Below are 22,448 nucleotides of genomic sequence, written 5' to 3' on the forward strand. Positions count from 1 at the left end.
AGAATTTTTTCTTCCGGAAAGGTTAGTATTTTTCGTAGCGATCGCAAGGTTTACCGCAGTAAGAGTGGTCATGATAAACCGGCTTATAGCTTGAATAAGAGTGCGGATAATAGTGAACATGTTCGTATTTATGATGATCCACTTTTTTAATATGCTGCGGATGGATGTGAGGAACGATCGTTTTAGAGAATCTGTGATCCTCACAGTATCTAGTAGGATGCACAACTGGCGGCAGAACGCGCGGTTTGCAGTAAGACATAAGCACTTCTCCCTTCCTTAGGTTTCATTCTTCACTATCAGATTATGTTGATTAGCACAAACTTGTACTAATACAAGAAACTAAAAATCCGTCCATTTTCCCCGCCTTTTTGCTAAAAAGTGTTTCTCAGATGCTATAATAATAAAAATACTATTGAAAATGGAGCTGGACAGATGGACGCGATATCGATCGTTTCTTTTTTGGGTGCGGCCGTACTGCTAACACTTATGCCGGGCCCTGACAACCTGTTCGTTTTGGCACAGAGCATATCAAAGGGAAAATCGGCCGGTATAGCAACCGCATCCGGACTATGCACAGGGCTAATCGTCCACATCACGGCGGCTGCAGCAGGCATTTCTGCTGCGATCTATCAATCAGCTGTCGCCTTCTCGATTGTAAAATATGCAGGTGCAGCCTATCTGCTGTTTTTAGCTTACCAGTCTTTTCGGCAAAAAAGCGCCGGTTTCAACGTTGAAACCAAAGATTCATTGAACCGCAGGGCTTTATATCAAAAAGGCGTGGTGATGAACCTATTAAACCCGAAGGTCTCATTGTTCTTCCTTGCCTTTCTTCCGCAATTTATCCACCCCGGCACCTTCAATGTGACAACGCAAATGCTTGTTTACGGCATGTTATTTTTGATTCAAGCGTTCGCTATCTTTGTGATGATCAGCCTGTTTGCGGAAAAAGTCGGAGACCGGCTGCGCAGAAATCCGCAAGCCGCCAAAAAAGTTCATTTGCTGGAAGGGTCTTTGTTCGCTTTGATCGGGCTTAAAATAGCGGTCAGCCAAAGGTAGAACCGCTGAAAAAAGGTATGCAGCCTGCACACCTTTTCCCGGTTTTATTGCTTATAAATGTGACGCGTTTACCATTTCCGCCGTCGTCTTCGTTAGTAAACGGTCTCAATGACACGGCGGCATCTCATCCTTAAAACATCGAGGTTCAGTGAAAATGAACAGCCCTGCATTCCGTTTTCGTTTTCAAGTTTGATCGTTTGGGCGGGAAATGGTGTTGCGGAAACGAATTGATTTGTTCTTCAGCTGGAGTAGATCACAAGGCTGTCAAATTCTACAGCGCTTTCTTACTATGTTTGATTCCTTCTTCGTTTCATTGCATAGTGGAGTGCCAGACAATGAGACAAAAATTTAAATACCGTTTTTCTCTATACTCCCCCCTTTCTTTGATGCCAGTATACAAATTTACAGCCGCTGCGTAATGATGCAAATCGGTTATTTTCCGCTCAATCTAAATGATCAGATCGAATAAAGCGGACTCATTGATCTAGGGACGGCAGATCAGTCAATCGATAGGTCTGGGTCTTTTTTGATAGAAAATGCCGTTTGCCTGAGGTAAAACGGGATCGTTGATTGGCATATCTGCTATAAAGTCTTCGCTTTTTATCAGCAAAAAAGACTCGAACAGCGAGTCTTTTCAATTTATTTACAAATGATATTTTAAATGTTATAATAAATTGTTTACAAAAATAAAATCTATTTTTATTTATATAAATCGATAAATGTAAAAGGAGGTAAAAAAGATGGCCAAGACTTCAATGATTGTCAAGCAAAAACGGGAACAAAAGTTCAAAGTCAGAGAGTACACCCGCTGTGAACGCTGCGGCAGACCGCATTCCGTGATTCGGAAGTTTAAATTGTGCCGCATCTGCTTCCGCGAGCTTGCTTACAAAGGGCATATACCCGGCGTTAAAAAAGCAAGCTGGTAAAACGATTTCGCCAGCCCAAGAGGCTGGCTTTTTTATTTAGCTCTGTTAAATTTTAATATTAATACTTTTGTTCAACATCCCTTCAGCTCAATAAGAACGATTTAATCAGTTGCTCATTATACACACTAATTGAGTGTAAATTCTCTTTTAATAAGCTATCAGTGATTTGCTTTATTACATTCGGTTCTCGTAAGCCTTCGTTTTCAAATGTTACAAGGTCATTTACTGTTATCCACTTGCTGTCTGAAATTTCATCTTCTTCGAGATTTAAAGAACCTCCAGTAACTTCGCCGATAAAATGAAATAAAATAACTTGATTGTTCGTACTACTGATAAAATTATATACACCTGTAGTGGCAATCAGATTTACGTCGAATCCAGTTTCCTCTTTAACTTCCCTTCGGGCTGAATAGAGAATGTCCTCTCCATATTCGATACGTCCGCCCAGAAAATTCCACTTATTAACAGAAGTAGGTTTATTCTCTTTTATCATCAAGACTTTATCATCACTAAAGATAGATACACTGGCTACTAAAACAATTCCATTTTGCGACATCCATTTCTCCTCAATTTCTTTGGAAATGATATTATCTCTATAATATCTGATTCGCTTCTTCTAACAATAACCGCCTTGTTTTTGCTCGCCTTGACAACGATATCGAACGCACGTTCCCATTCTGGTTATATCAAGGATTCGTATAGGTATCAAATATCAATTTTCCTATATAAAGCCTTTATTTAAAATAACTCAGGAGCCGTTGCCGTCCAATATTTGAACAAACCCGTTTGTTCCGTCGACTCGGATGTAAGCGCCGTCTTCTATGATTTCTGTCGCTTTGTCGATCCCGACGACAGCAGGAATGCCGTATTCCCTTGCCACTACTGAACCATGGGTCATCATGCCGCCTACTTCCGTAATCAGTCCGACCGCTGAAGTAAAGAGCGGAGTCCAGCCCGGATCAGTATACGGCGCCACTAATATGTCCCCTTGATTCAGCTTCGCGTCTTCAGGACTCTTTGCAACTCTGGCGGTCCCTTCGATGATTCCCGCGGAAACAGGGGTACCTGTGAGAGCGCCTTCAGGACTTTTTTCATTTCGCAGCTTTCCTGTGATGATCTCCCCTTTACTCGTCATCACGCGTGGAGATGTGAGCTTTTGATTGGACGTATGCTGCCGTTTTCTGTCTGTTAACAATTCCGGAATATCCCCGATGCCGCGATTCTCCAATAGGGCGATAAGCTCCTCAAGCGTAAAGTAAAAGACATCTTCTTCACAATTCAAAATCCCTTTTCCAACGAGGGTGCGGGCTTCTTTAAGAATCGCTTTTTTGTATAAAAACATCAGTTTTACAAGTGTAAATTTATGATGCTCCCGCATTCCCATCAAGCTTCGGTACATATGAACGAGCCGGGAGACTCTCTTTTTTTCTGGAAAACGAAATTGAGAGATGATCTCCTTTTTTGCCTCTTCCGCTTCGGTTTCACCTTGTTTAAATTTCCTTCTGTGTTCCCCGGCGGCAATCGTCCGAATATGGCTGAGTATGGACGGAACGAGCTGAACCGGGGCCTCGGCCCATCTCGGCCTTGTCAAATCGATTTCTCCCACGCACCGCATCCCGTACTTTTTGAGAAAATCGTCTAAACTGCGTTTCATTTCGGCGCCGCCGGGGATTTTGAGCAGTTCTTCCATAAAATTTTCGCTGTTTGCACGCTTGAAATAGTCAATGACAGCAGGATACTTTCTCGCCTGATCGGAAAGATCTCCTAACTCTAGACCCATTTCCGTTGTGACATTATGGGGCAGGGATTTATACAATTTCCCCAGCAAAATAGCGCTTTTCTCGTCCCCCAGCTTCTTTTTCAGCTTTTTTTCGAGCAATCCGGCTGCAATCATTCCGCTCAAGACATACACAGCGACTTTTGAAAGCACGTCTTGCAACATGTTTCCCATTCCTTTTTGGATGACGCGGATCGTCTCAGCACCGGAAGTCCGGCTAAGCTGCTCTTCGGTGTCCGTCACGATCGCTTCAATGATCAATTCCGCTTTTTTCTCGGCTTTATCCGGATTTCTCATGAGCAGGATTCCGGCAACTTTTAATGCTGCCGGAATCAAAATCGGCGCCAAATTCCCGGCAATATGAAAAATGCCTTTTGTGGATGTGGAATATAGCTGATGTTCTTTGCGCTTGACTACCTCCGATACAGCTGATGCCATCAACTGATCCATGCCGCTCAATACTTTAAGCAGCCGGCTTCGGACGAATTTGAGGGAGAGAGCACCCGTAATATCGGCAAAGACTCTTCCTCCCGCTTCGCGAAGAATCGGCTGTGCCGAAGGATCTTTTTTTAAAAATCGGAGGACTTGGCTGATAACCGATACACCCAATGGTTTCAGCGGATCGGTCATCATTTGGATGTAGCCAAAATTAATCAATACGTGCGGCCTATCATCAAAAAAGCGTACGACCGGGTAAAGGGATGTGATCGGCCGGCTTTGAAGAATGTAAAACCTGCCGCCGGCAAAAGCCCACTCGATATCCTGTTCCTTGCCATAGTGAGCCTCGATTTTGCGCCCCAGTTCTGCTAATTCAATGATTCTTGGATCCGGCAAAGCCTGTGTTTGTTGTTTTTCCGGAGAGAGGGTTTTCTGGACGGTTCCTCCCTCTGGTACGGAGTAAATGGCCGATTCTTTCTTAGAGAGTTGTTTTTTAACGATTTCACCAGACCGAATCTGATACAGATCAGCGCTGACGACGCCGGACACCAACGCTTCACCCAAGCCGAAGCTGGCATCGATGGATACCGTTTTGCGGTGCCCCGTGATCGGATCCGCCGTGAACATAATTCCGGAAACCTCGGGAAAAACCATCTCTTGAACGACAACCGCAAGAAAGACAGAGCGGTGGTCGAAACCGTTTTTCGCTCGGTAGGAAATCGCCCTGTCTGTAAACAGCGAGGACCAGCATTGTTTCACCGCTTCAAGAAGCTGATCTTTCCCGCAGACGTTCAAAAAGGTGTCCTGCTGTCCCGCGAATGAAGCATCTGGCAGGTCTTCAGCCGTTGCGCTGGAGCGGACGGCATAGGCTTTATCTTTGCCGGTCGTATCTATGCCCTCCAATATCGCCGATTTGATCTCGTCAGGCATGGAGATCTGAGCAAGATGCTCACGAATTTGTTTCCCCACAGTCCGAATCTGTTCAAGATCATCATGTTTGAGCTGTTCAAGCTGATCGAACAGACTGTCGATGATGCCGCTTGTTTGTATGAACGCACGGTAGGCTTCAGTTGATATGCAAAATCCCTGAGGAACGGGAAAGCCCGCTTTTGTCATTTCCCCAAGGTTCGCCCCTTTCCCGCCGACAGAGGGCAAGTCAAATTGATCGATTTCATTGAAATACAGCACGTATTTCTCCATTCTATCCTCTCCTTAAAATCCGCTTTTTGCAGCAACTTTACACCGCATTTTCCAGCGTGACATGCATCAATATTCAGCTCAAACCATGAACAGATGCCTAACGCGGCATACCTTCTTTATACGAATAAAATAAACACTATGTTGATTAATATTCATCATGTTTATTATAATTGCGCAAAAGGAGAACGCAATGAACAATCAATCGGCAAATGTTAAGTTCTCAACACAAAGATGGAAATTGTTGATTTTCATGAACCGTCAGGAGGATTTGAATGACTGAGCAGAAAAAAGACCGCAGGGTAAAACGCACGAAAAAAATGATTAGAGACGCACTCTCTGAACTGATGAAAAATAAAGCGTTTGAAGAGATATCCGTTACGGACATTACGAAGAAAGCCGATATTAACCGCGGCACGTTTTACTTGCACTACGAAGATAAATACGATTTGCTGGACCAAAGCGAGGAGGAAATCATCCAAGAGATCAATAAAATTGCTAAACGCTCGATTCACTCAATGGATGTATTAAATCAGGATGTGATTGACCATCCGCTGACATTCGTCGTCGACATTTTTCAATATATAAAAGAAAACGAAGTTTTTATGAAGGCAGTTTTAGGCCCTAAAGGCCCGGGTTCTTTCCGTTTAAAATTCAAATCGGTTTTGATCAGCAATTTAAAACGGCTGAAAACAGCGATCAGAACGGATCCGATTGTACCGGAAGACTACTTGATTTCCTACATAACCGGCGCTCATATCAGCGTTATGCAGCAATGGCTTGAGAACGGGATGAAAGAGACGCCGCATGATATGGCGCTGATTTTATCAAAAATAACCGGAATGGGCCCTGCATATGCGGCAGGGCTGAGAAAAAAATGACCGGCTTTCAGGAAGAGGGATAACCCTCTTTTTTGCTTTTTTCGTGTTATGTATAAGAAATCAATAACAATCCAAAATATAGTGAAAAAGGTGGTGAGACCATGCAGAAGAAAGGTATTCAAAACAGCAGCCTTGAGCAGCTGAAAAACGATCACGAAACAGAAAGCGCATTCCAGCAGGATGACAAAAACAATAAACAGCAACAAAACAGGAATGCTTTAAAATAAGCTGAAAGGTGAGGAAACGAAATGAAGCATGTAAGAGCATTGTGTTTAAAATTCATTGTGAGCCTTGTCCTTTTATATGTGGTCCTAACTCTGTTTTTTGGCGTTCCATTCGGTGAAATGTTTGTTTTGACATTGTTTCTGGGTGTGATATCCTATCTGGTCGGAGATCTTCTGCTGCTGCCGAGAACAAACAATACAACCGCGACAATGGGAGATTTTGGCCTTTCACTCGTATTGATTTGGGTGATTCTCGCCATGCAAAATAATCCCCCGTATGGTACGCTTGCTGCAGCTTCAATCGTGTCAGCGATCGGCGTCACAGTGTTCGAATATTTTTTCCACCGCTATATGGAAGCCAACGTCTTGAACGAAACAGAAAACGGAAAACGGGAAAACAGAGAAAAGCCTGGTTCATTGCAGTATCAAAGCGAATCATCAGAGGAGCTTTATCCGGTTACCCACTCTAAAAAACAGGACGAAGAATAAGCATGAAAGCCTGCCGACCCGGCAGGTTTTTTTACGTTTATGACCAGAGGCATTTTTCATTGATTAAAGGAATATCCGTCTTTTTCACGAATTGATATAAAAAAGTGAGGAGGACAAAAAATGACACATAGCGCATTAAAGCATTTAGATTATCACAATTGGGCGAATCAAAGGGTGCTCACCCACCTGAAAAGCCTGCCTGAAGAGCTGTTCACCCGGGAAATCAAAAGCGTTTTTCAAACTGTATCTGAGGTTGTTACCCATATGTGCGTGGCTGACGCCTTATGGCTGAAGATCATATCCGGAGCCGCTTACGAGGAAGCAAAGGAAACAGGCATGCGTCTGAAAGAAGGATTAAAGAGGAAAAAGATCGATGACTTCATTTCCATCTTTCATGACACGGCGCTTCAATATGAAGCGTTTTTTGAAAATCTTGAAGACCCCGATGGTGAAATCACGATTGCCCATCCAATATTAGGCGAAATCAAAACGCCTATTAGCGAAATCCTTCATCACGTAGTCAACCACGGCACTTATCACAGAGGCAATATTTCAGCGATGCTGAGACAAATGGGTGAAGCGGGTGTGCCAACGGACTATATTTATTATTTATTAAGCCTGAAGCAAACGACATAAATAAAAAAACCCTTGTTCCGTCTTTGGAACAAGGGTTTCACAATTAAAATGATGCTGCAAGCTTTTTAGCTTCTGCTAAGCCGTTTTCAATAATTTTTTGAGCGTCGTCAGGAACAGCGTTGTGTCCTTCGATGACAACGGTATGCAAGTCTTGAACACCGAAGAAGCCCATGACGGTTTTCATGTAGTTCAACGACATTTCCATTGCAGCCATCGGTCCTTCAGAATAGAAGCCTCCTCTTGCATTTAACAGAGCAACCTTCTTATCTCCCATCAGGCCTTTAGGTCCTTCAGGAGTGTATGTAAACGTCACTCCTGCGCGGGACAAGTAGTCCACATAAGTGTGAAGTACAGCTGGAACGGCGAAGTTCCACAATGGGAAAGCAAAAACAACCTTATCGGCTTTGACGAATTCGTCTAAGTAACGATCCGCTACAGCGGCGGCAGCTTTTTCATCCTCGTTCAATTCCATGCCTTTTCCTGCTTTAAATGTCCCGTTAATGGCATTTCTGCCTAGGTACGGCGGGTTTTCTCTGTAAAGGTCAAGCTCTACAATTTCATCGTTTGGATGATTTTCTTTATAGCTGTTAAGAAACGCTTCATAAAGTTTTACAGATACAGCTTCTTCAGCTGTACGGTCATTAGCTTTAACAAACAATACTTTAGACATTCTATTTTCCTCCCGTTGCTAACGTTTTAATATTTACTTACAAATAGTATGTTACTTTCATTTAAATAGAAAGTCAACTCATTTATTTTTCTAACCAAAAAAAGCACCCATTGGGCGCTTTATTTGGAGTCCTGTTCCTGGTCAAGCCGTTCATAGACGTATGAATGTTTTTGGTCCATCGTTTCTTTATTCGTCAAATCCTTCATTTGCCGTGTAAATTGCCGATCATTCTCTGTGCGGTCTTCTTGTCTTGCTTCCGCTTGAGCTTCGGCGGTTCTTCGCGCATATGGAATCGCTTCAAGGCGTTCATAGGGGATTTCTTTTCCCGTTGTTTCACACGTGCCGTATGTGCCGTCTTTCATCCTATTTAAAGCGTCTTCGATCTCTTTCAGCAAAGCATCGTCCGATTGCCGGAAAGCCTGGTCCCTCATTCGTTCGGTATACACGCCGGCATGGTCGGCAAGATGATTGTCAATACCGTTTGACAATTCGCCTGTTTCTTCATTCATCGGCTGCACCTCAGACTTTGTACCTGTGATTTCGTTTTTTAAGCTGATTAATTTATCGTAAAGGTGCTGTTTTTGTTCCTCTGTCAATGGCATGTTGATCATCCTCCTTTCTTTTTCATTACCCGATTGCCAAAAGGGAAAACGTGCATTTCTCCGCAAAAAAAGACCGTTCATTCGCAAAGGAGCGTTTGAACAGCCTGTTGAGATTATGCACATAAGTATTTTGATAACAGCGCTTGAATTTCAAGCATGTCGGTATCCTTCGTAAATTCCAGATCAAAGATTTTGCTGCTGGTCATCAGAGAAAGAGAACTGTCTGGATTGAACATGCTGACTTCTCTAATCGCAAAGCCTTCAATCGATCTGTAAGGCAGGAAGACGCGGACTTTCTTTTTAGAAAACAGTTTATTATCAAAAAAAATAATCCGCTTGTTCGTAAAACATATTTGATCCATTCTTAGTCTGCAAACCGATTCAATTTTTTCTCCTTCTATAAGCAGCGGTTCAAATTTTTTGCCGTCTGCTGTTTTGCTTGCTGAAAAAACGCCCAATCAAAACCCCTCTTTCTATGTGTCCAATTTATGTTTATGCACAAGGCAAAGTATGCTGTCAGTTAATAATAAGGATACGATAACCCTGATTTATAAACAATTACGAGCAGATTACATTTCTTTAACTCTATATGTTTGTTTTTACTATCAATTAATACGCCCGGCGGACGCGTGAGGTTTCAACTTTTCATCAGTTTTTTCAGCTTATTTTTCGTTTGCTATGAATCAAAAGGTGCATAGCGGATACAGCAAAAAACCGCAGCAAGATGTTCTGCTTCTGCGGTTCTCCTCTGACGTTATTATGCCTTTTATGTACGTCGGCACTTGGTCACACTTCCGATTCAGCCAGCCGATTTTTTATGAAAGTGTTCGGTTTTGTTGAAACTTTATGCGAATGAATTCAGGCTTTTACTTCTTCAAAGTATTCTTTGTAATAGCCGCCGACTTTGTTTGTATTATCGATGATAAACAAAAATTCTCCCGTTTCGTTTTTGACCTCGTATATGTTACCGACGGTCAGCGCTCTGTTGACGATATACTTTTTGGCATCGGTATGTATGCACTTTACTTTTTTAATGGTTTTATTGTTCTGCCATTTTTCATGAATCATGTGGATGTCTCCTTTTTCATACGTGTATAGTTTCCATTGTAGCGTTTTTTCGCCGAAATGCAATGCGCTCTGTCGGCGAATGTGGTTTTTGCCAAACATGAATATTGATTTGGTTTCATTCCCTGTTATAGAATGGTGGTGTATAGTTCCAAAATCAGAAATATATCCCTCTTTCATCCGCGTAATGACCGAACTAAAAGACAAACCAGCACCAAGACAACTCACCTGAAGACAGACCAAAATTTTAAAGGAGGTTTGTTTGACAAACATGAGTTCATTAACGATGCAGGTCAGTAAGAAGCTGGAGTCATTTTTGCAGGGAACAAAGAAGCTCTATATTAACGGGGAATTTGTAGCCAGCGCCTCAAACAAAACGTTTGAGACCCCAAACCCGGCGACTGGTGAAACGCTCGCCACGTTATATGAAGCAGGTCCCGAGGATGTGGACAAAGCTGTAAAAGCTGCGCGGGAAGCCTTTGACCGCGGTGAGTGGCGGACGATGAACCCTGCCGAAAGAAGCCGGCTGATGTACAAACTCGCCGATCTGATGGAGGAACATAAAACGGAACTGGCTCAGCTTGAAACGCTGGATAACGGAAAGCCGATCAGCGAAACGACCGCAGGCGATATTCCGCTGTCAATTGAACATATGCGCTATTATGCGGGCTGGGCGACGAAAATAACCGGACAGACAATTCCTGTTAACGGACCTTATTTTAACTATACACGGCATGAGCCTGTCGGAGTTGTCGGGCAAATTATCCCTTGGAACTTCCCGCTTCTGATGGCTATGTGGAAAATGGGAGCCGCCCTTGCAGCCGGATGTACGGTTGTCTTAAAACCGGCTGAACAAACGCCGCTTTCCGCTCTGTATTTAGCTGAGCTGATCGATGAGGCAGGCTTCCCGAAAGGCGTCATCAACATCATCCCTGGCTTTGGGGAGACGGCCGGAGAAGCTCTGACCGACCATGCCCTTGTCGACAAACTGGCATTCACAGGGTCAACTGAAATCGGCAAAAAGATAATGGAGAAAGCGGCCAAATCGGTCAAACGTGTTACCCTTGAGCTCGGCGGAAAGTCGCCGAATATCATCCTCCCTGACGCCGACCTGAAGAAAGCGATTCCAGGCGCACTAACCGGCGTTATGTTCAACCAGGGCCAAGTTTGCTGTGCGGGATCGCGCGTTTTCATCCATAAAGACCAATATGACAAAGTCGTTGATGAAATGGCCGCTTATTCAAAATCGCTCCGCCAAGGTGCGGGCCTTCATGAAGACACGCAAATGGGACCGCTTGTCAGCAAAGAACAGCATGAACGCGTCCTCTCGTATATTGAAAAAGGACGCCAGGAGGGTGCGAAAATCGCGGCCGGCGGAACATGCCCTTATGAACAGGGATACTTTGTTTCTCCGACTGTATTCACAAATGTCGAGGATGAGATGACAATAGCAAAAGAAGAAATCTTCGGTCCTGTTTTGGCGGCGATTCCTTATGAAACGGTTGATGAAGTCATCGAACGGGCCAATCGCAGCGAATACGGCCTCGCTGCGGGCGTATGGACGGAAAATTTGAAAAACGCCCACTATATCGCCGACCGTCTGCAAGCCGGTACCGTTTGGGTCAACTGCTATAATGCTTTTGACGCCGCATCCCCATTCGGCGGCTACAAACAGTCTGGACTCGGACGTGAAATGGGCTCATACGCTCTGGATAACTATACAGAGGTTAAGAGCGTCTGGATTCATACAGGCGAATAACTCGACATGAGCTTCTGCAGCCGCCCTGTCGATCAGGGCGGTTTTCTTTTTTATAGAAATAAACATTTATAGATACATATGGTAAAATAGATGACAATTCAAGTCGACTGGAATGATAGAATCGTGTATTCTTCCTCTCTTGGCATAACCGTCTGGAAACAAAAAAACTTTAGATACATATGGGCGTCGCAAACAGCGCAGGCTGTCGGATCAATCTTGATGACGATCATTGTCATGGTCGATGTATTTAAGGAAACGAACTCTGTATTCGGATCCGGTCTGGTTTTGGCTTTATCCTCGTTCGGCAGTGTATTAGGCGGAGCGATCGCTGCTTTTGCTATTCAGCGTCTCGATCTGCTGCAAACAGCGGCCTGGTCAACATGGTTCAGAGCGGTCTGTGCATTATGCATCGGCTTATGCCAATCGCTTGGCTTACCCTCTTATATCATTTATCTGCTGCTATTTTTGCAAAGCTTTGTCGGCTCCTGGTATACTCCCGCACAGTTAGGTTTACTGTACCAAGCCATTAAAAAGCGCGATTACGTGGCTGCATCGGGAAGCATCGTAGCGGTCAACCAGTTTGTCCAGGCGGCAGGCTGGGGTCTCGGCGGCTTTTTAACCGTTTTGGCCCAGACTTATACGTTGACAGTGTTTACAGCAGCACTCTTTTTCATATCAGGGCTTTTAATCAGATTGCCGGATTTCAAAAAAGCGATTATCCCTCGTCAAAAAGCCCGCGCACAATCGGTCTGGCGCACTGTTTACAGGAAGAAAACCGTTTTGCTGCTTACGATGATGGACATGTCGGAAGGTTTAGCAAATGCAGTCTGGACTTCCGCCGTTTTGCTGGCTTTTACTAAAGAGGCGCTGAATAAAGGAGAGGCTTGGTGGGGATTCATCAATGCCGGTTATTTTTTGGGAGCGATTTTGGGCGGCATTCTCGCTGTGCTCTTTTCCAACCAGCTCAAAAAAAGGCTTGGCCTCATGATTTTCTTTGGCTCCGTTTCAATGGGCATCACAACGCTTTTATTCGCCTATTCGTCCAACCCCCTCCTTTCGGTTATCCTCTGTATCATGATGGGGCCGCTTTATCAAGTAAGAGACGTCAGCCAGACGGTTATCCTTCAAGATACATTGACTGATGAAGAGCGTGCACCGGTTACCGCCGCCAAAAATACCATTTTGGCTGCATGGTCTATCATAACAATCGCCATCATGGGGGCTTTGGCAGACTTGATCGGGGTACGAAGCGTATTTATCGCTGCCGCTGTATTATATGCCGGAACAGCCGCTGCCACATTTTTCGTCCGGGATTTAAGAACGTACAGCCAATCTGCAAGGCAGCAGACGAAAGGGAAAATAGAAGGATGAAGCTGCTGCGGTTTTTTCTCATTAACGGGATATTTGGAGTGATCGTTTTTGAAATAAAAGAAGCACAGCGGCGCTGATCGCCGGCGGTCTGTCTTCGGCGGCGTTTGCAGCTGTTCAGCAAAGATTGAATAATAAGAACAAACAAAGCGGCGATCAAAAAATCAAATGCTCCCGCGTCCTCCGATTCAGCGGGACATCAGCTCTTCGTATTCCCGCTTCAATATCCCCATAATGATTTCATCCGAGTACTGCTCATTCATATAAAGAGCCTCCCTGATCCTTCCTTCCATTTTAAATCCCGCTTTTTCATATGCTTTCAGCGCGCGGATATTGTGTGAAAAGACTTCGAGCTGGAGGGGGTTAAGATCGAGCCTTTCGAAAGCAAGCTGCATGGCCAGCCGCACCGCTTCAATCCCATAGCCTTTGTTCAAATAAGCGGGGCTGTGCAAAGCAATTCTAAACCCCGCTTTTCGATTCCTCCGGTCAATGTCCATAATGGACAGATCGCCTATCAAACGATCGTCCTCCTTTAAGCAGACGGCAAAATCATAGCGCGTCTCATCACTCGTGATTCTCTCATAGTGCTCATAAAGGTCTTCCATCGTATATTCGCGCGTCGTGCCCGTCATATACCTGATGTCTTCATTTTGAACGGCTTTGTAAAAGCTCTCCATATCGCCTTTTTCAACAGGTCTGAGATAAACCTTGCGGCTCTTGAACATCGAACGCCCCTCCCCTGCTACTTTTGATACGCGGCAAACCAATGGTATGGCTGTATTTCCTTTAAAGTTTTATAAACCAGGCGCCCATCCGGTACAGTTACAGCTGCTTTAAGATCAGGACCCCAATAAAAAAGTCTTTCCTGGCATACCCCGCACGGCGTTAATACCTTGCATTCGGAATGTTCGTCGTCTCTTGCAACACAAACAGAGTGCGTTATTTTCGCCTGATACTTATGGGCTTCGAGAATGGCGCCCGTTTCAATGCATAATTCTGTTGAAGCGTTGATTACTTCCGGGGCTACGCTCGTTAAGATTCTTCCGTCCTCGGTATACATGGCGGCTGCCCCGCCCCATCCGGTCGGATACCTCTTTTTGATCAATTCGACTGCGGTGTCATACAGCATCTGTTCAATATTCATTCATCAACATCTCCCAACCATTGTTTAATCTAAAGTCTCTCTTTATACAATACCTGATGTTGGAACGGGGGTAAATGAAGTTATTAAAGACAAATCACTACACTCACGATTCCCTGATAATGCCCACCGCCTAATAAAAGCGCGGCGTGCCCATGCTGACTTGACGACTGTATCCTCATCACTTATTTAAAATCTATGTTCTTCTGTTTTCACCCGATTGGCATGACACATTTCCCAAATGAATACAGTAAGATGAAGGAGATGAGAAGATTGCGATCTATACTAGAAGACGTGAAAGCTTTCAGGCAAAAGACGCTCGCAGAGCTTCAAAACAGACAAAGATCTGATGGTTCGTGGCGGTTTTGTTTTGAAGGGCCCGTGATGACGGACAGTTTTTTCATTCTGATGCTGACATCACTCGGCGATCAGGACTCTTCTCTCATCGCAAGTCTTGCTGAACGAATCCGTTCAAGGCAGAGCGAAGACGGCGCGTTTCGCAATCACCCGGATGAAAGAGCAGGCAATCTGACCGCGACAGTCCAGGGCTATACCGGAATGCTGGCTTCGGGGCTCTATGACCGGAAAGCTCCGCATATGCAGAAAGCCGAAGCTTTTATTAAGGACGCAGGCGGATTGAAGGGCGTCCACTTTATGACGAAGTGGATGCTCGCCGCCAACGGTCTGTATCCATGGCCGAGAGCCTATATTCCGCTCTCGTTTTTGCTGATCCCGTCCTATTTCCCGCTGCATTTTTACCATTTCAGCACATACGCAAGAATTCATTTTGTCCCCATGGCCATTACGTTTAATCGGCGATTCTCTTTAAAAAACAACCAAATCGGCTCGCTTCGGCACCTGGATGAAGCCATGTCAAAAAACCCTCTCGAATGGCTGAACATCCGCGCCTTTGACGAAAGAACCTTCTATTCTTTCAATCTGCAATGGAAACAGCTCTTTCAATGGCCGGCTTACGTCCATCAGCTCGGATTTGAGGCCGGCAAAAAATATATGCTGGACAGAATCGAAGAAGACGGAACGCTATACAGCTATGCGAGCGCGACCATGTTCATGATTTACAGCCTGCTTGCGATGGGAATATCTAAAAACGCCCCCGTTGTCAAAAAAGCAGTCAGCGGAATCAAAAGTCTTATTTCATCATGCGGAAAGGAAGGGGCCCATTTGGAAAACTCAACTTCCACCGTCTGGGATACGGCCCTCATCAGCTATGCCATGCAGGAATCCGGAGTGCCTGAACAACATTCTTCCACCTCATCGGCAGCCGACTACCTTCTCAAAAGACAGCATGTGAAAAAAGCGGACTGGGCTGTCTCAAATCCTCAAGCGGTCCCTGGCGGGTGGGGTTTTTCACACATCAATACAAACAATCCCGATTTGGACGATACCGCTGCGGCATTAAAAGCTATTCCGTTTCAACGGCGTCCGGATGCATGGAACCGGGGGCTCGCCTGGCTTTTATCCATGCAAAACAAGGACGGAGGGTTTGCGGCATTTGAAAAAGATGTTGACCATCCGCTTATTCGAAATCTGCCGCTCGAATCTGCCGCTGAGGCAGCAGTCGATCCGTCAACGGCAGACTTGACCGGACGCGTTCTTCATCTGCTCGGGCTTAAAGGGCGGTTCACAGATAACCATCCTGCGGTCCGGCGCGCCCTCAGGTGGCTTGATCATCATCAGAAAGCGGACGGCTCTTGGTATGGCAGATGGGGCGTCTGCTTTATTTACGGTACATGGGCCGCACTCACCGGTATGAAAGCTGTCGGGGTTTCCGCCAACCAGACGTCTGTCAAAAAAGCGATCTCCTGGCTAAAATCGATCCAGCGTGAAGACGGAAGCTGGGGAGAATCTTGCAAAAGCTGTGAAGCGAAGCGTTTTGTCCCTCTTCACTTTGGAACAGTTGTTCAATCTTCATGGGCGCTGGAGGCGCTTTTGCAATATGAGCGTCCGGATGACCCACAGATCATAAAAGGGATCCGTTTTCTCATCGATGAACACGAAAGCTCGCGTGAGCGACTCGAATACCCGACGGGAATCGGGCTGCCGAACCAATTCTACATCCGCTATCACAGTTATCCTTTTGTGTTTTCATTGCTCGCTTCAAGCGCATTTATTAAAAAAGCGGAAATGAGGGAGACATATTGAACAGAGATGCTTACAAAGAAAAAATATCGTCATGGGCCAAAGACCTGAAAGACCAGATGAAAGATGATCCTTCTTTAGAAAGCCATTTAGAAAAACTTTTTCAATCATTGGATGATCCTCGTGCGACCGAACAGGAATGGTATGAGCAGGCAGAAGCCGTGTATCAAGCCATCTCCCGCAGTGATGCGTCTCAAGCAGGCCGGCAGCCATTCAGAACAGTGCCGATCGGAGGCCATCGCCTGCCAAGCCTGCCCTACTCGTATTCAGCCCTTGAGCCCTATATTTCAAAAGAAATTATGTTTCTTCATCATACAAAACATCACCAAAGCTATGTCGACGGTTTGAACAGAGCTGAAAAAGAACTGCAGAAAGCGAGGCAAACCAAACAGTTTGACCTCGTTAACCATTGGGAAAGAGAGCTCGCCTTCCACGGAGCCGGGCACTATTTGCATACGATATTTTGGTACGCGATGCACCCAAAAGGAAAAAGACGGCCGACAGGCGAATTGCTGGAGATGATCAACCGTTCATTCGGCAGCTATTCGGCCTTTAAAGAACACTTTTCCGAAGCGGCGAAAAAAGTGGAAGGCGTCGGCTGGGCGATCCTCGTCTGGGCGCCGCGTTCGCACCGCTTGGAAATTCTGATCGCAGAAAAACATCAGCTGATGAGCCAATGGGATGTGATCCCCCTGCTCCCGCTCGATGTATGGGAGCACGCATATTACCTTCAATATAAAAATGAAAAGGCAAAATACGTCGATAATTGGTGGAATGTCGTTGACTGGAGAGAGCCTGAAAGGCGATTTGCGTCAGCAAAGCGCGTTTTATGGGAGCCGTTCTGATTCAAATTCGCTGGCGGGACTTCAATAGTTGAAGTCCTGTTTGCGTTTCGGCAGATCATGCCCATTTGCTGCGCCGGACATTGGCCTGATGTCGCCGAAATTTCTCCTCCGGATTCCCCGTCATCAGAGATGAATAAGCCGTGCCTTAAAATCCTCTCGCGCTTTTCCTTACATGAATGCTTCTAAAACGCCTGGCAGCCGTCGACATAGGTCGTGCGCATCTATGCTTTCTCTTCAACCCTCTATTGTATATAAGAAGATAACCAATAAATGTTTATATATCCCAGTTTATCTTGAGGATTTTCAAATAGTCGGCAGAGAAATCCCTTGCCATTCGCCCTCTCGGACATGCTGTTTGAAAAGGGCCGCAAATAAAATACCGACTGCAAATTCTATCAATATATCCCAAAATCGAGCCTTAAGTATGAAATGTGAACATTTTTTGATTTATTTGGAAAATAGTCTATTTTCCTCATTCTTCTAATTCCAAAAATCGTTAAGCTATTCTATGAGAAGGGAGGTAATAGATGAAACAAACTGTCGATGTTTGTCTGATTCAGCTGGTCAGTTTTTTGAAAAATGGCAATTTATATTAGGAGGGTTAATCATGAAAAAAATGTTTGCTTTCTTTACAGCTTTAATGCTCGGTTTGACTTGTCTGCCATACTTATCGGAAGCGAAAGAATCAAAACATACGGACAGTTCTGTTACAAGCTTGCCTTCTATGTCTATACCTACATCTCTCAATCAGTCATTGAACGAGGAAAAACAGCAGTTTAAAACTTCCGCTATTGATCTCAGCATCAGCCTCGACCTCTTAGGAATCGGAAACTCGATTAGAGACGCTATCGTTCAAAGCAATAACCGCAGCGGTTTCGTCAAAAACTGCATGGAAACCGCTTTTTATTCTGCAGGGCAAAGATACAATGTCATGGTGTTCAACTTAAGCCAAGGCTATCACAATGGTTTAAGAGGAGTTAAATTTTATGGATCTGCCAACTATCATGGCGTGATTTACGGCATTTGGGTATTTGAAAGCGGACAATTTACAAACCAAGGAGACGGCGGCTGGATTAACTGGGCCTTTAAAGGCTGGTTTGATCGAAACGGCCAAACAGTAACATTCCGTAAGCCTTAATCAAAGTCCATGTATCCCCTCTTCTGCTTGCCGGTAAACCGGCAAGCTTTTTTAAATTTCTGACCAGAAAAACAACCGCTTTTTCCCTTCCTCTCCCCCCTTTCATCACACACTTCCTTGCCGGTTATACCGCCGAGAAATGAAAGTGCGGCTGACCTAAGCGACACGCAACTGTCTGCATGAAAAAAGGCCGGATGGTCCGGCCTTTTAAAAACAATTTATTCTTAAAATACCCCGATAGCATCCAAAAAGACGACAATAATGACGATTGGAGCTGCGTAGCGGATCAGCAGAAGCCAGGCTGCAAACCATTTTCTGCTGATTTTAGAGCCTTCTTTCAATTCGGCAAAAAGCTCGTCTTTCGGAATTTTGAGCGGCACGAAAACGGCAATTAGCAAAGCGCCGAGCGGCATTAATATATTGCTGACAAGATAATCCGCCGCATCAAAAATGGATAGATTAAAAATCGACACATCCTGAAGCACGCCGTATGACAATGCTGAAGGAATACCGAATAGGAAAATCGCAATTCCTCCCGCCCAAGCGAAAGCCTGTCTTTTCTTAGGATCCCCTTTTGACAAGGAAGAAACAAGGATTTCAAGCATTGAAAATGCAGACGTCAGTGTAGCAAATAAAAATAAGAGCAGAAACGCCAATAAAAAGATGATTCCTAAAGGCATCTTATGAAAGACTGACGGCAGCACATTAAATAACAGCATCGGGCCGGCATCAGGAGATAATCCGAATGAAAAAACGGCCGGAAAAATCGCAAACCCGGCAAGAATCGCTACAGATACATTGAGCAATGTCACTGATACGGCTGACTGTACAAGGTTTTCTTTTTTCGATAAATAAGAGCTGTACGTTACCATCACGGAAACACCGACGCTTAGCGAGAAAAAGGATTGTCCAAGCGCAAACAGCACCGTTTCGGCTTTGATATGTGAAAGATCAGGTTTTAAGAAAAACTCCAAGCCCTCCATTGAACCGGGAAGTGTGAGCGAACGAACGATCAAAAGCAGAAAAATAATGAACAGAGCAGGCATCATAAACTTGCTCGCCTTTTCTATTCCGCTTCTGACTCCTTTTGCAACAACAAGGATCGTTATGATGATAAATGCAAACTGGCTCCCTAGAACGAGATACGGATTTGCAATCGTCTCCCCGAAAAGACCGGCATAATCCGTACTTCTTGACAGTTCACCGGTCAGCCCTTTGACAATATAAATGATGATCCAGCCGCCGACAACACTATAGAAAGACAGCAGAATGAAACACGTGATAATGCCGAGGCGCCCAACCCAGTGCCAGAGCGAGCCGGGAGCAAGCTCCTTATAGGATTCAACCGCATCTTTTTGAGTCTTTCTGCCGATAATGAACTCCGCCATTAATAAAGGAAGCCCAATCAATAAAGTAAAAAGAATAAACATAAGTAAAAATGCTCCGCCGCCGCTTGTTCCGGCAACATAAGGAAACTTCCATATCGCGCCGAGCCCGATTGCCGAACCGGCCGAAGCTAAGATAAATCCAAGCTTTGATGACCATATATTTTGTTTATTTTCCACTTAAGCACCTCTTCTTCTCGGTCTAATTGCACATGGCTACAAACTATCATTTTAAAAAGCATAAACGAATTCGTCAAGGTTTTCAAACATTTCTTTCAGTTTACATAATAATATTATGTTAAATAATTCTTTATTTTACTAGTATTGAATTATTCAGAATATTAATTATAATAAGAGAATGTTACATTTTCTACAGATGTGAGGAGCTGGACTTATGAGTTATTTGATCAAAATCAGTCAATTTGCAGGAAAAACGTTCGCCATTTGGGTGATTCTATTTGCGATTCTCGGCTTTGCCTTTCCGTCGCAGTTCACTTGGATCGTCCCTTATATTACGATTCTGCTTGGCGTGATTATGTTTGGCATGGGATTGACATTGTCAGCGGACGATTTTAAAGAGCTGCTGAGACGTCCCCTGCATGTGCTGATCGGTGTGCTGATTCAATATACGGTGATGCCGTTGCTCGCTTTTGGACTGGCCTATGGACTCGCTCTCCCCCCCGAAATAGCAGTGGGGGTTATATTAGTGGGATGCTGCCCCGGGGGAACAGCATCAAACGTCATGACATTTCTGGCAAAGGGGAATATCGCCCTGTCTGTGGCGATCACAACGCTTTCCACACTGCTTGCCCCTTTTTTAACGCCGTTTCTCATTTTATTTTTCGCGAAGGAATGGCTTCCGGTATCTCCGGGCTCTCTGTTCGTGTCGATTTTACAGGCGGTGCTGCTCCCGATTATCGCCGGGCTGATCGTTCAATTTTTCTTTAAAAAACAAGTGAAAAAAGCTGTACAGGTGCTCCCGCTTGTCTCCGTTCTCGGCATCGTCGCCATCGTCTCCGCAGTCGTCGGAGGCAATCGGGAAAACATTATTCAATCAGGGCTGCTGATTTTTGCGGTAGTTGTTCTTCATAATGGCCTCGGACTTTTCCTCGGCTTTGTTTTGGCAAAGTGCTTTAAAATGGATTATGCGTCGCAAAAAGCCGTGTCCATTGAGGTCGGCATGCAGAATTCGGGTCTCGGCGCGGCATTGGCGACGGCGCACTTCTCCCCGCTTTCAGCTGTTCCGAGCGCTGTGTTCAGCGTCTGGCATAATCTTTCAGGTTCATGGCTTGCGACATACTGGGCCAAAAAAACAAATAAACAGAAGAATGACAATCATTCTCCTGCCCCGCAAATGATAAATAAAAAGCTTTGACCGTACTTACGGCCAAAGCTTTTTTATGATTAACCTTCCAACAGAAGCTGTTCAGGATCTTCAAGCAGATTTTTAATCGTAACCAGGAAGCCGACCGCTTCTTTTCCGTCGACGATCCGGTGGTCATACGATAATGCAATGTACATCATCGGGCGGTTTTCAAAGCGCTCTTCATCAATTGCTACAGGACGCAGCTGGATTTTGTGCATGCCCAAAATACCAACTTGCGGGCTGTTCAAAATCGGAGTCGATAACAATGAACCGAACGTTCCTCCGTTTGTGATCGTAAAGGACCCGCCTTGAAGCTCGTTGAGCGACAATTTGTTGTTTCTCGCTTTCTTCGCAAGCTCTCCGATATCCCTTTCAATATCGGCAAAGGTTTTGCGGTCCGCATCGCGCACGACCGGTACGACGAGGCCATCCGGCGCAGCAACAGCGATTCCGATGTCATAGAATTTTTTGATCACAAGCTCGTCGCCTTGAATTTCCGCGTTGAGGAGCGGATATTTTTTCAGCGCGGCGACAACAGCTTTTGTAAAGAATGACATGAATCCGAGCTTCACGTCATGCTGCTCCAGGAATTGATCTTTTCGGCGCTTCCTTAAGTTCATGACCGCCGTCATGTCCACTTCGTTGAATGTCGTCAGCATAGCGGCGGTGTGCTGAACTTCAACGAGGCGTTTGGCGATCGTCTGTCTCCGGCGGGACATTCTTTGACGCTCTACAGGTTTACCAGCATCTTCGGTTTGTTTAGCGGCCGGCGCCTGTGTTGCGCGTTTTGGTTCAGGCTGAGCTTTTGGCGGCTGCTCGTTCTTTTGATAAGATTCAACATCCTGTTTTCTGACCCTTCCGAGCGGATCACCGGTAGGGATTTCCGATAAATCGATGCCTTTTTCCCGGGCGAGCTTTCGGGCAGCCGGAGAAGCGATAGTTCTTGTTTTGGCTGTATCCGCCTCATCGCTCGCACCTTCGCGAGGTTCGGCTGTCTTTTCAGACGAGGCTGCTTTCTCTTCCGAAGCGCCGGCGCTTTCTTGAGCGTCAGCTTGCGGAGCCGTTGATTTGCCTCCTTCTCCTTCGCCTTCTGAAATCGTTCCGATTATTTCGCCGACCTGAACCGTGTCACCGGAATCTTTCAGCACTTCCTGAAGAACGCCGGACTGCTCTGCCGTCAATTCCACGTTGACTTTATCAGTCTCCAGCTCAAGCAGGAATTCCCCTTGCTCTACATAATCTCCCGGTTGTTTCAGCCATTGGGCTATCGTTCCTTCTGAAATTGATTCCGCTAATTCAGGTACTTTAATTTCCGCCATTTTATA

General features: G+C 45.2%; 23 protein-coding genes. 12 read left to right on the forward strand and 11 right to left on the reverse strand.

The annotated features are described in order from the left end of the window. Positions 1-22: 22 nt before the first annotated feature. Positions 23-259 (reverse strand): CotD family spore coat protein, encoded by a 237-nt coding sequence (locus TRNA_RS43295; RefSeq protein WP_003182648.1) that lies wholly within the window; start codon positions 257-259, stop codon positions 23-25. A gap of 173 nt (positions 260-432) precedes the next feature. Between TRNA_RS43295 and TRNA_RS32605 the strand changes: the two genes are divergently transcribed. Together TRNA_RS32605 and TRNA_RS32610 are read left to right on the forward strand one after the other, a co-directional pair. Continuing rightward, positions 433-1,056: a LysE family translocator gene (locus tag TRNA_RS32605; protein WP_011198045.1), complete on the forward strand. Its 624-nt coding sequence runs from the start codon at positions 433-435 to the stop codon at positions 1,054-1,056. Between the two features lie 740 nt (positions 1,057-1,796). Further along, on the forward strand, positions 1,797-1,982 hold the full coding sequence (locus tag TRNA_RS32610) for a type Z 30S ribosomal protein S14 (protein WP_003182651.1): 186 nt from the start codon (positions 1,797-1,799) through the stop codon (positions 1,980-1,982). Positions 1,983-2,064: 82 nt separating this feature from the next. On the opposite strand, the gene TRNA_RS32615 is transcribed toward TRNA_RS32610, so the two are convergent. Both TRNA_RS32615 and TRNA_RS32620 read right to left on the reverse strand, forming a co-directional pair. Further along, positions 2,065-2,538 carry an NUDIX hydrolase gene (locus TRNA_RS32615; RefSeq protein ID WP_009328064.1) on the reverse strand — a complete coding sequence of 158 codons (474 nt, stop codon included), beginning with the start codon at positions 2,536-2,538 and terminating at the stop codon, positions 2,065-2,067. 192 nt (positions 2,539-2,730) lie between these two features. Continuing rightward, positions 2,731-5,397: a phosphoenolpyruvate synthase gene (locus tag TRNA_RS32620; protein WP_011198046.1), complete on the reverse strand. Its 2,667-nt coding sequence runs from the start codon at positions 5,395-5,397 to the stop codon at positions 2,731-2,733. Between the two features lie 272 nt (positions 5,398-5,669). Between TRNA_RS32620 and TRNA_RS32625 the strand changes: the two genes are divergently transcribed. From TRNA_RS32625 to TRNA_RS32640, 4 genes are all read left to right on the forward strand, one after another. After that, entirely contained in the window at positions 5,670-6,275 is a 606-nt protein-coding gene (locus TRNA_RS32625) for a TetR/AcrR family transcriptional regulator (protein WP_003182658.1), read from the forward strand. Positions 6,276-6,376: 101 nt separating this feature from the next. After that, positions 6,377-6,502: a hypothetical protein gene (locus TRNA_RS32630; protein WP_003182659.1), complete on the forward strand. Its 126-nt coding sequence runs from the start codon at positions 6,377-6,379 to the stop codon at positions 6,500-6,502. A gap of 21 nt (positions 6,503-6,523) precedes the next feature. Continuing rightward, complete coding sequence (locus TRNA_RS32635) at positions 6,524-6,988, forward strand: YndM family protein (RefSeq protein ID WP_011198047.1); 465 nt, start codon at positions 6,524-6,526, stop codon at positions 6,986-6,988. A 120-nt stretch (positions 6,989-7,108) separates the two neighbouring features. Further along, positions 7,109-7,624: a DinB family protein gene (locus TRNA_RS32640; protein WP_003182663.1), complete on the forward strand. Its 516-nt coding sequence runs from the start codon at positions 7,109-7,111 to the stop codon at positions 7,622-7,624. A gap of 43 nt (positions 7,625-7,667) precedes the next feature. Here the strand turns inward: TRNA_RS32640 and TRNA_RS32645 are convergent, their stop codons facing one another. The 4 genes from TRNA_RS32645 to TRNA_RS32660 form a co-directional block, all read right to left on the reverse strand. Continuing rightward, entirely contained in the window at positions 7,668-8,294 is a 627-nt protein-coding gene (locus TRNA_RS32645; protein WP_009328062.1) for an FMN-dependent NADH-azoreductase, read from the reverse strand. 119 nt (positions 8,295-8,413) lie between these two features. Further along, positions 8,414-8,896, reverse strand: a complete 483-nt coding sequence (locus TRNA_RS32650) for a TraR/DksA family transcriptional regulator (protein ID WP_011198048.1) — start codon at positions 8,894-8,896, stop codon at positions 8,414-8,416. Positions 8,897-9,009: 113 nt separating this feature from the next. After that, positions 9,010-9,354: a PH domain-containing protein gene (locus TRNA_RS32655; protein ID WP_003182669.1), complete on the reverse strand. Its 345-nt coding sequence runs from the start codon at positions 9,352-9,354 to the stop codon at positions 9,010-9,012. A gap of 400 nt (positions 9,355-9,754) precedes the next feature. Further along, positions 9,755-9,964, reverse strand: coding sequence for a DUF6501 family protein (locus TRNA_RS32660; RefSeq protein ID WP_003182671.1), 210 nt, complete (start codon positions 9,962-9,964; stop codon positions 9,755-9,757). A gap of 268 nt (positions 9,965-10,232) precedes the next feature. Between TRNA_RS32660 and TRNA_RS32665 the strand changes: the two genes are divergently transcribed. Next, complete coding sequence (locus TRNA_RS32665) at positions 10,233-11,720, forward strand: aldehyde dehydrogenase family protein (RefSeq protein WP_009328061.1); 1,488 nt, start codon at positions 10,233-10,235, stop codon at positions 11,718-11,720. A 90-nt stretch (positions 11,721-11,810) separates the two neighbouring features. Beyond that, on the forward strand, positions 11,811-13,091 hold the full coding sequence (locus TRNA_RS32670; RefSeq protein ID WP_011198050.1) for an MFS transporter: 1,281 nt from the start codon (positions 11,811-11,813) through the stop codon (positions 13,089-13,091). Between the two features lie 185 nt (positions 13,092-13,276). Here TRNA_RS32670 and TRNA_RS32675 read toward each other — a convergent pair whose 3' ends face one another. Together TRNA_RS32675 and TRNA_RS32680 are read right to left on the reverse strand one after the other, a co-directional pair. Further along, on the reverse strand, positions 13,277-13,813 hold the full coding sequence (locus TRNA_RS32675; RefSeq protein WP_003182677.1) for a GNAT family N-acetyltransferase: 537 nt from the start codon (positions 13,811-13,813) through the stop codon (positions 13,277-13,279). A 17-nt stretch (positions 13,814-13,830) separates the two neighbouring features. Next, on the reverse strand, positions 13,831-14,232 hold the full coding sequence (locus TRNA_RS32680) for a cytidine deaminase (RefSeq protein ID WP_003182679.1): 402 nt from the start codon (positions 14,230-14,232) through the stop codon (positions 13,831-13,833). 261 nt (positions 14,233-14,493) lie between these two features. On the opposite strand from TRNA_RS32680, the gene TRNA_RS32685 reads away from it, so the two are divergent. The 3 genes from TRNA_RS32685 to TRNA_RS32695 all read left to right on the forward strand — a co-directional run bounded on the left by TRNA_RS32685 (position 14,494) and on the right by TRNA_RS32695 (position 18,372). Beyond that, entirely contained in the window at positions 14,494-16,392 is a 1,899-nt protein-coding gene (locus tag TRNA_RS32685; RefSeq protein ID WP_369878879.1) for a terpene cyclase/mutase family protein, read from the forward strand. Further along, positions 16,389-17,234 (forward strand): superoxide dismutase, encoded by an 846-nt coding sequence (locus tag TRNA_RS32690; protein WP_011198051.1) that lies wholly within the window; start codon positions 16,389-16,391, stop codon positions 17,232-17,234. The genes TRNA_RS32685 and TRNA_RS32690 overlap by 4 nt, the downstream gene beginning before the upstream one ends. 607 nt (positions 17,235-17,841) lie before the next feature. Further along, positions 17,842-18,372 (forward strand): hypothetical protein, encoded by a 531-nt coding sequence (locus TRNA_RS32695; protein WP_003182685.1) that lies wholly within the window; start codon positions 17,842-17,844, stop codon positions 18,370-18,372. A 224-nt stretch (positions 18,373-18,596) separates the two neighbouring features. Here TRNA_RS32695 and TRNA_RS32700 read toward each other — a convergent pair whose 3' ends face one another. Beyond that, complete coding sequence (locus TRNA_RS32700) at positions 18,597-19,937, reverse strand: sodium-dependent transporter (RefSeq protein ID WP_003182687.1); 1,341 nt, start codon at positions 19,935-19,937, stop codon at positions 18,597-18,599. Between the two features lie 214 nt (positions 19,938-20,151). On the opposite strand from TRNA_RS32700, the gene TRNA_RS32705 reads away from it, so the two are divergent. Further along, on the forward strand, positions 20,152-21,132 hold the full coding sequence (locus TRNA_RS32705) for a bile acid:sodium symporter family protein (RefSeq protein WP_003182690.1): 981 nt from the start codon (positions 20,152-20,154) through the stop codon (positions 21,130-21,132). A 29-nt stretch (positions 21,133-21,161) separates the two neighbouring features. Here TRNA_RS32705 and odhB read toward each other — a convergent pair whose 3' ends face one another. Then, entirely contained in the window at positions 21,162-22,442 is a 1,281-nt protein-coding gene (gene odhB / locus TRNA_RS32710) for a 2-oxoglutarate dehydrogenase complex dihydrolipoyllysine-residue succinyltransferase (protein ID WP_003182692.1), read from the reverse strand. Between the last annotated feature and the right edge of the window lie 6 nt (positions 22,443-22,448).

This window comes from Bacillus licheniformis DSM 13 = ATCC 14580, assembly GCF_000011645.1.
In the GTDB taxonomy this organism is placed as follows: Bacteria; Bacillota; Bacilli; order Bacillales; family Bacillaceae; genus Bacillus; species Bacillus licheniformis.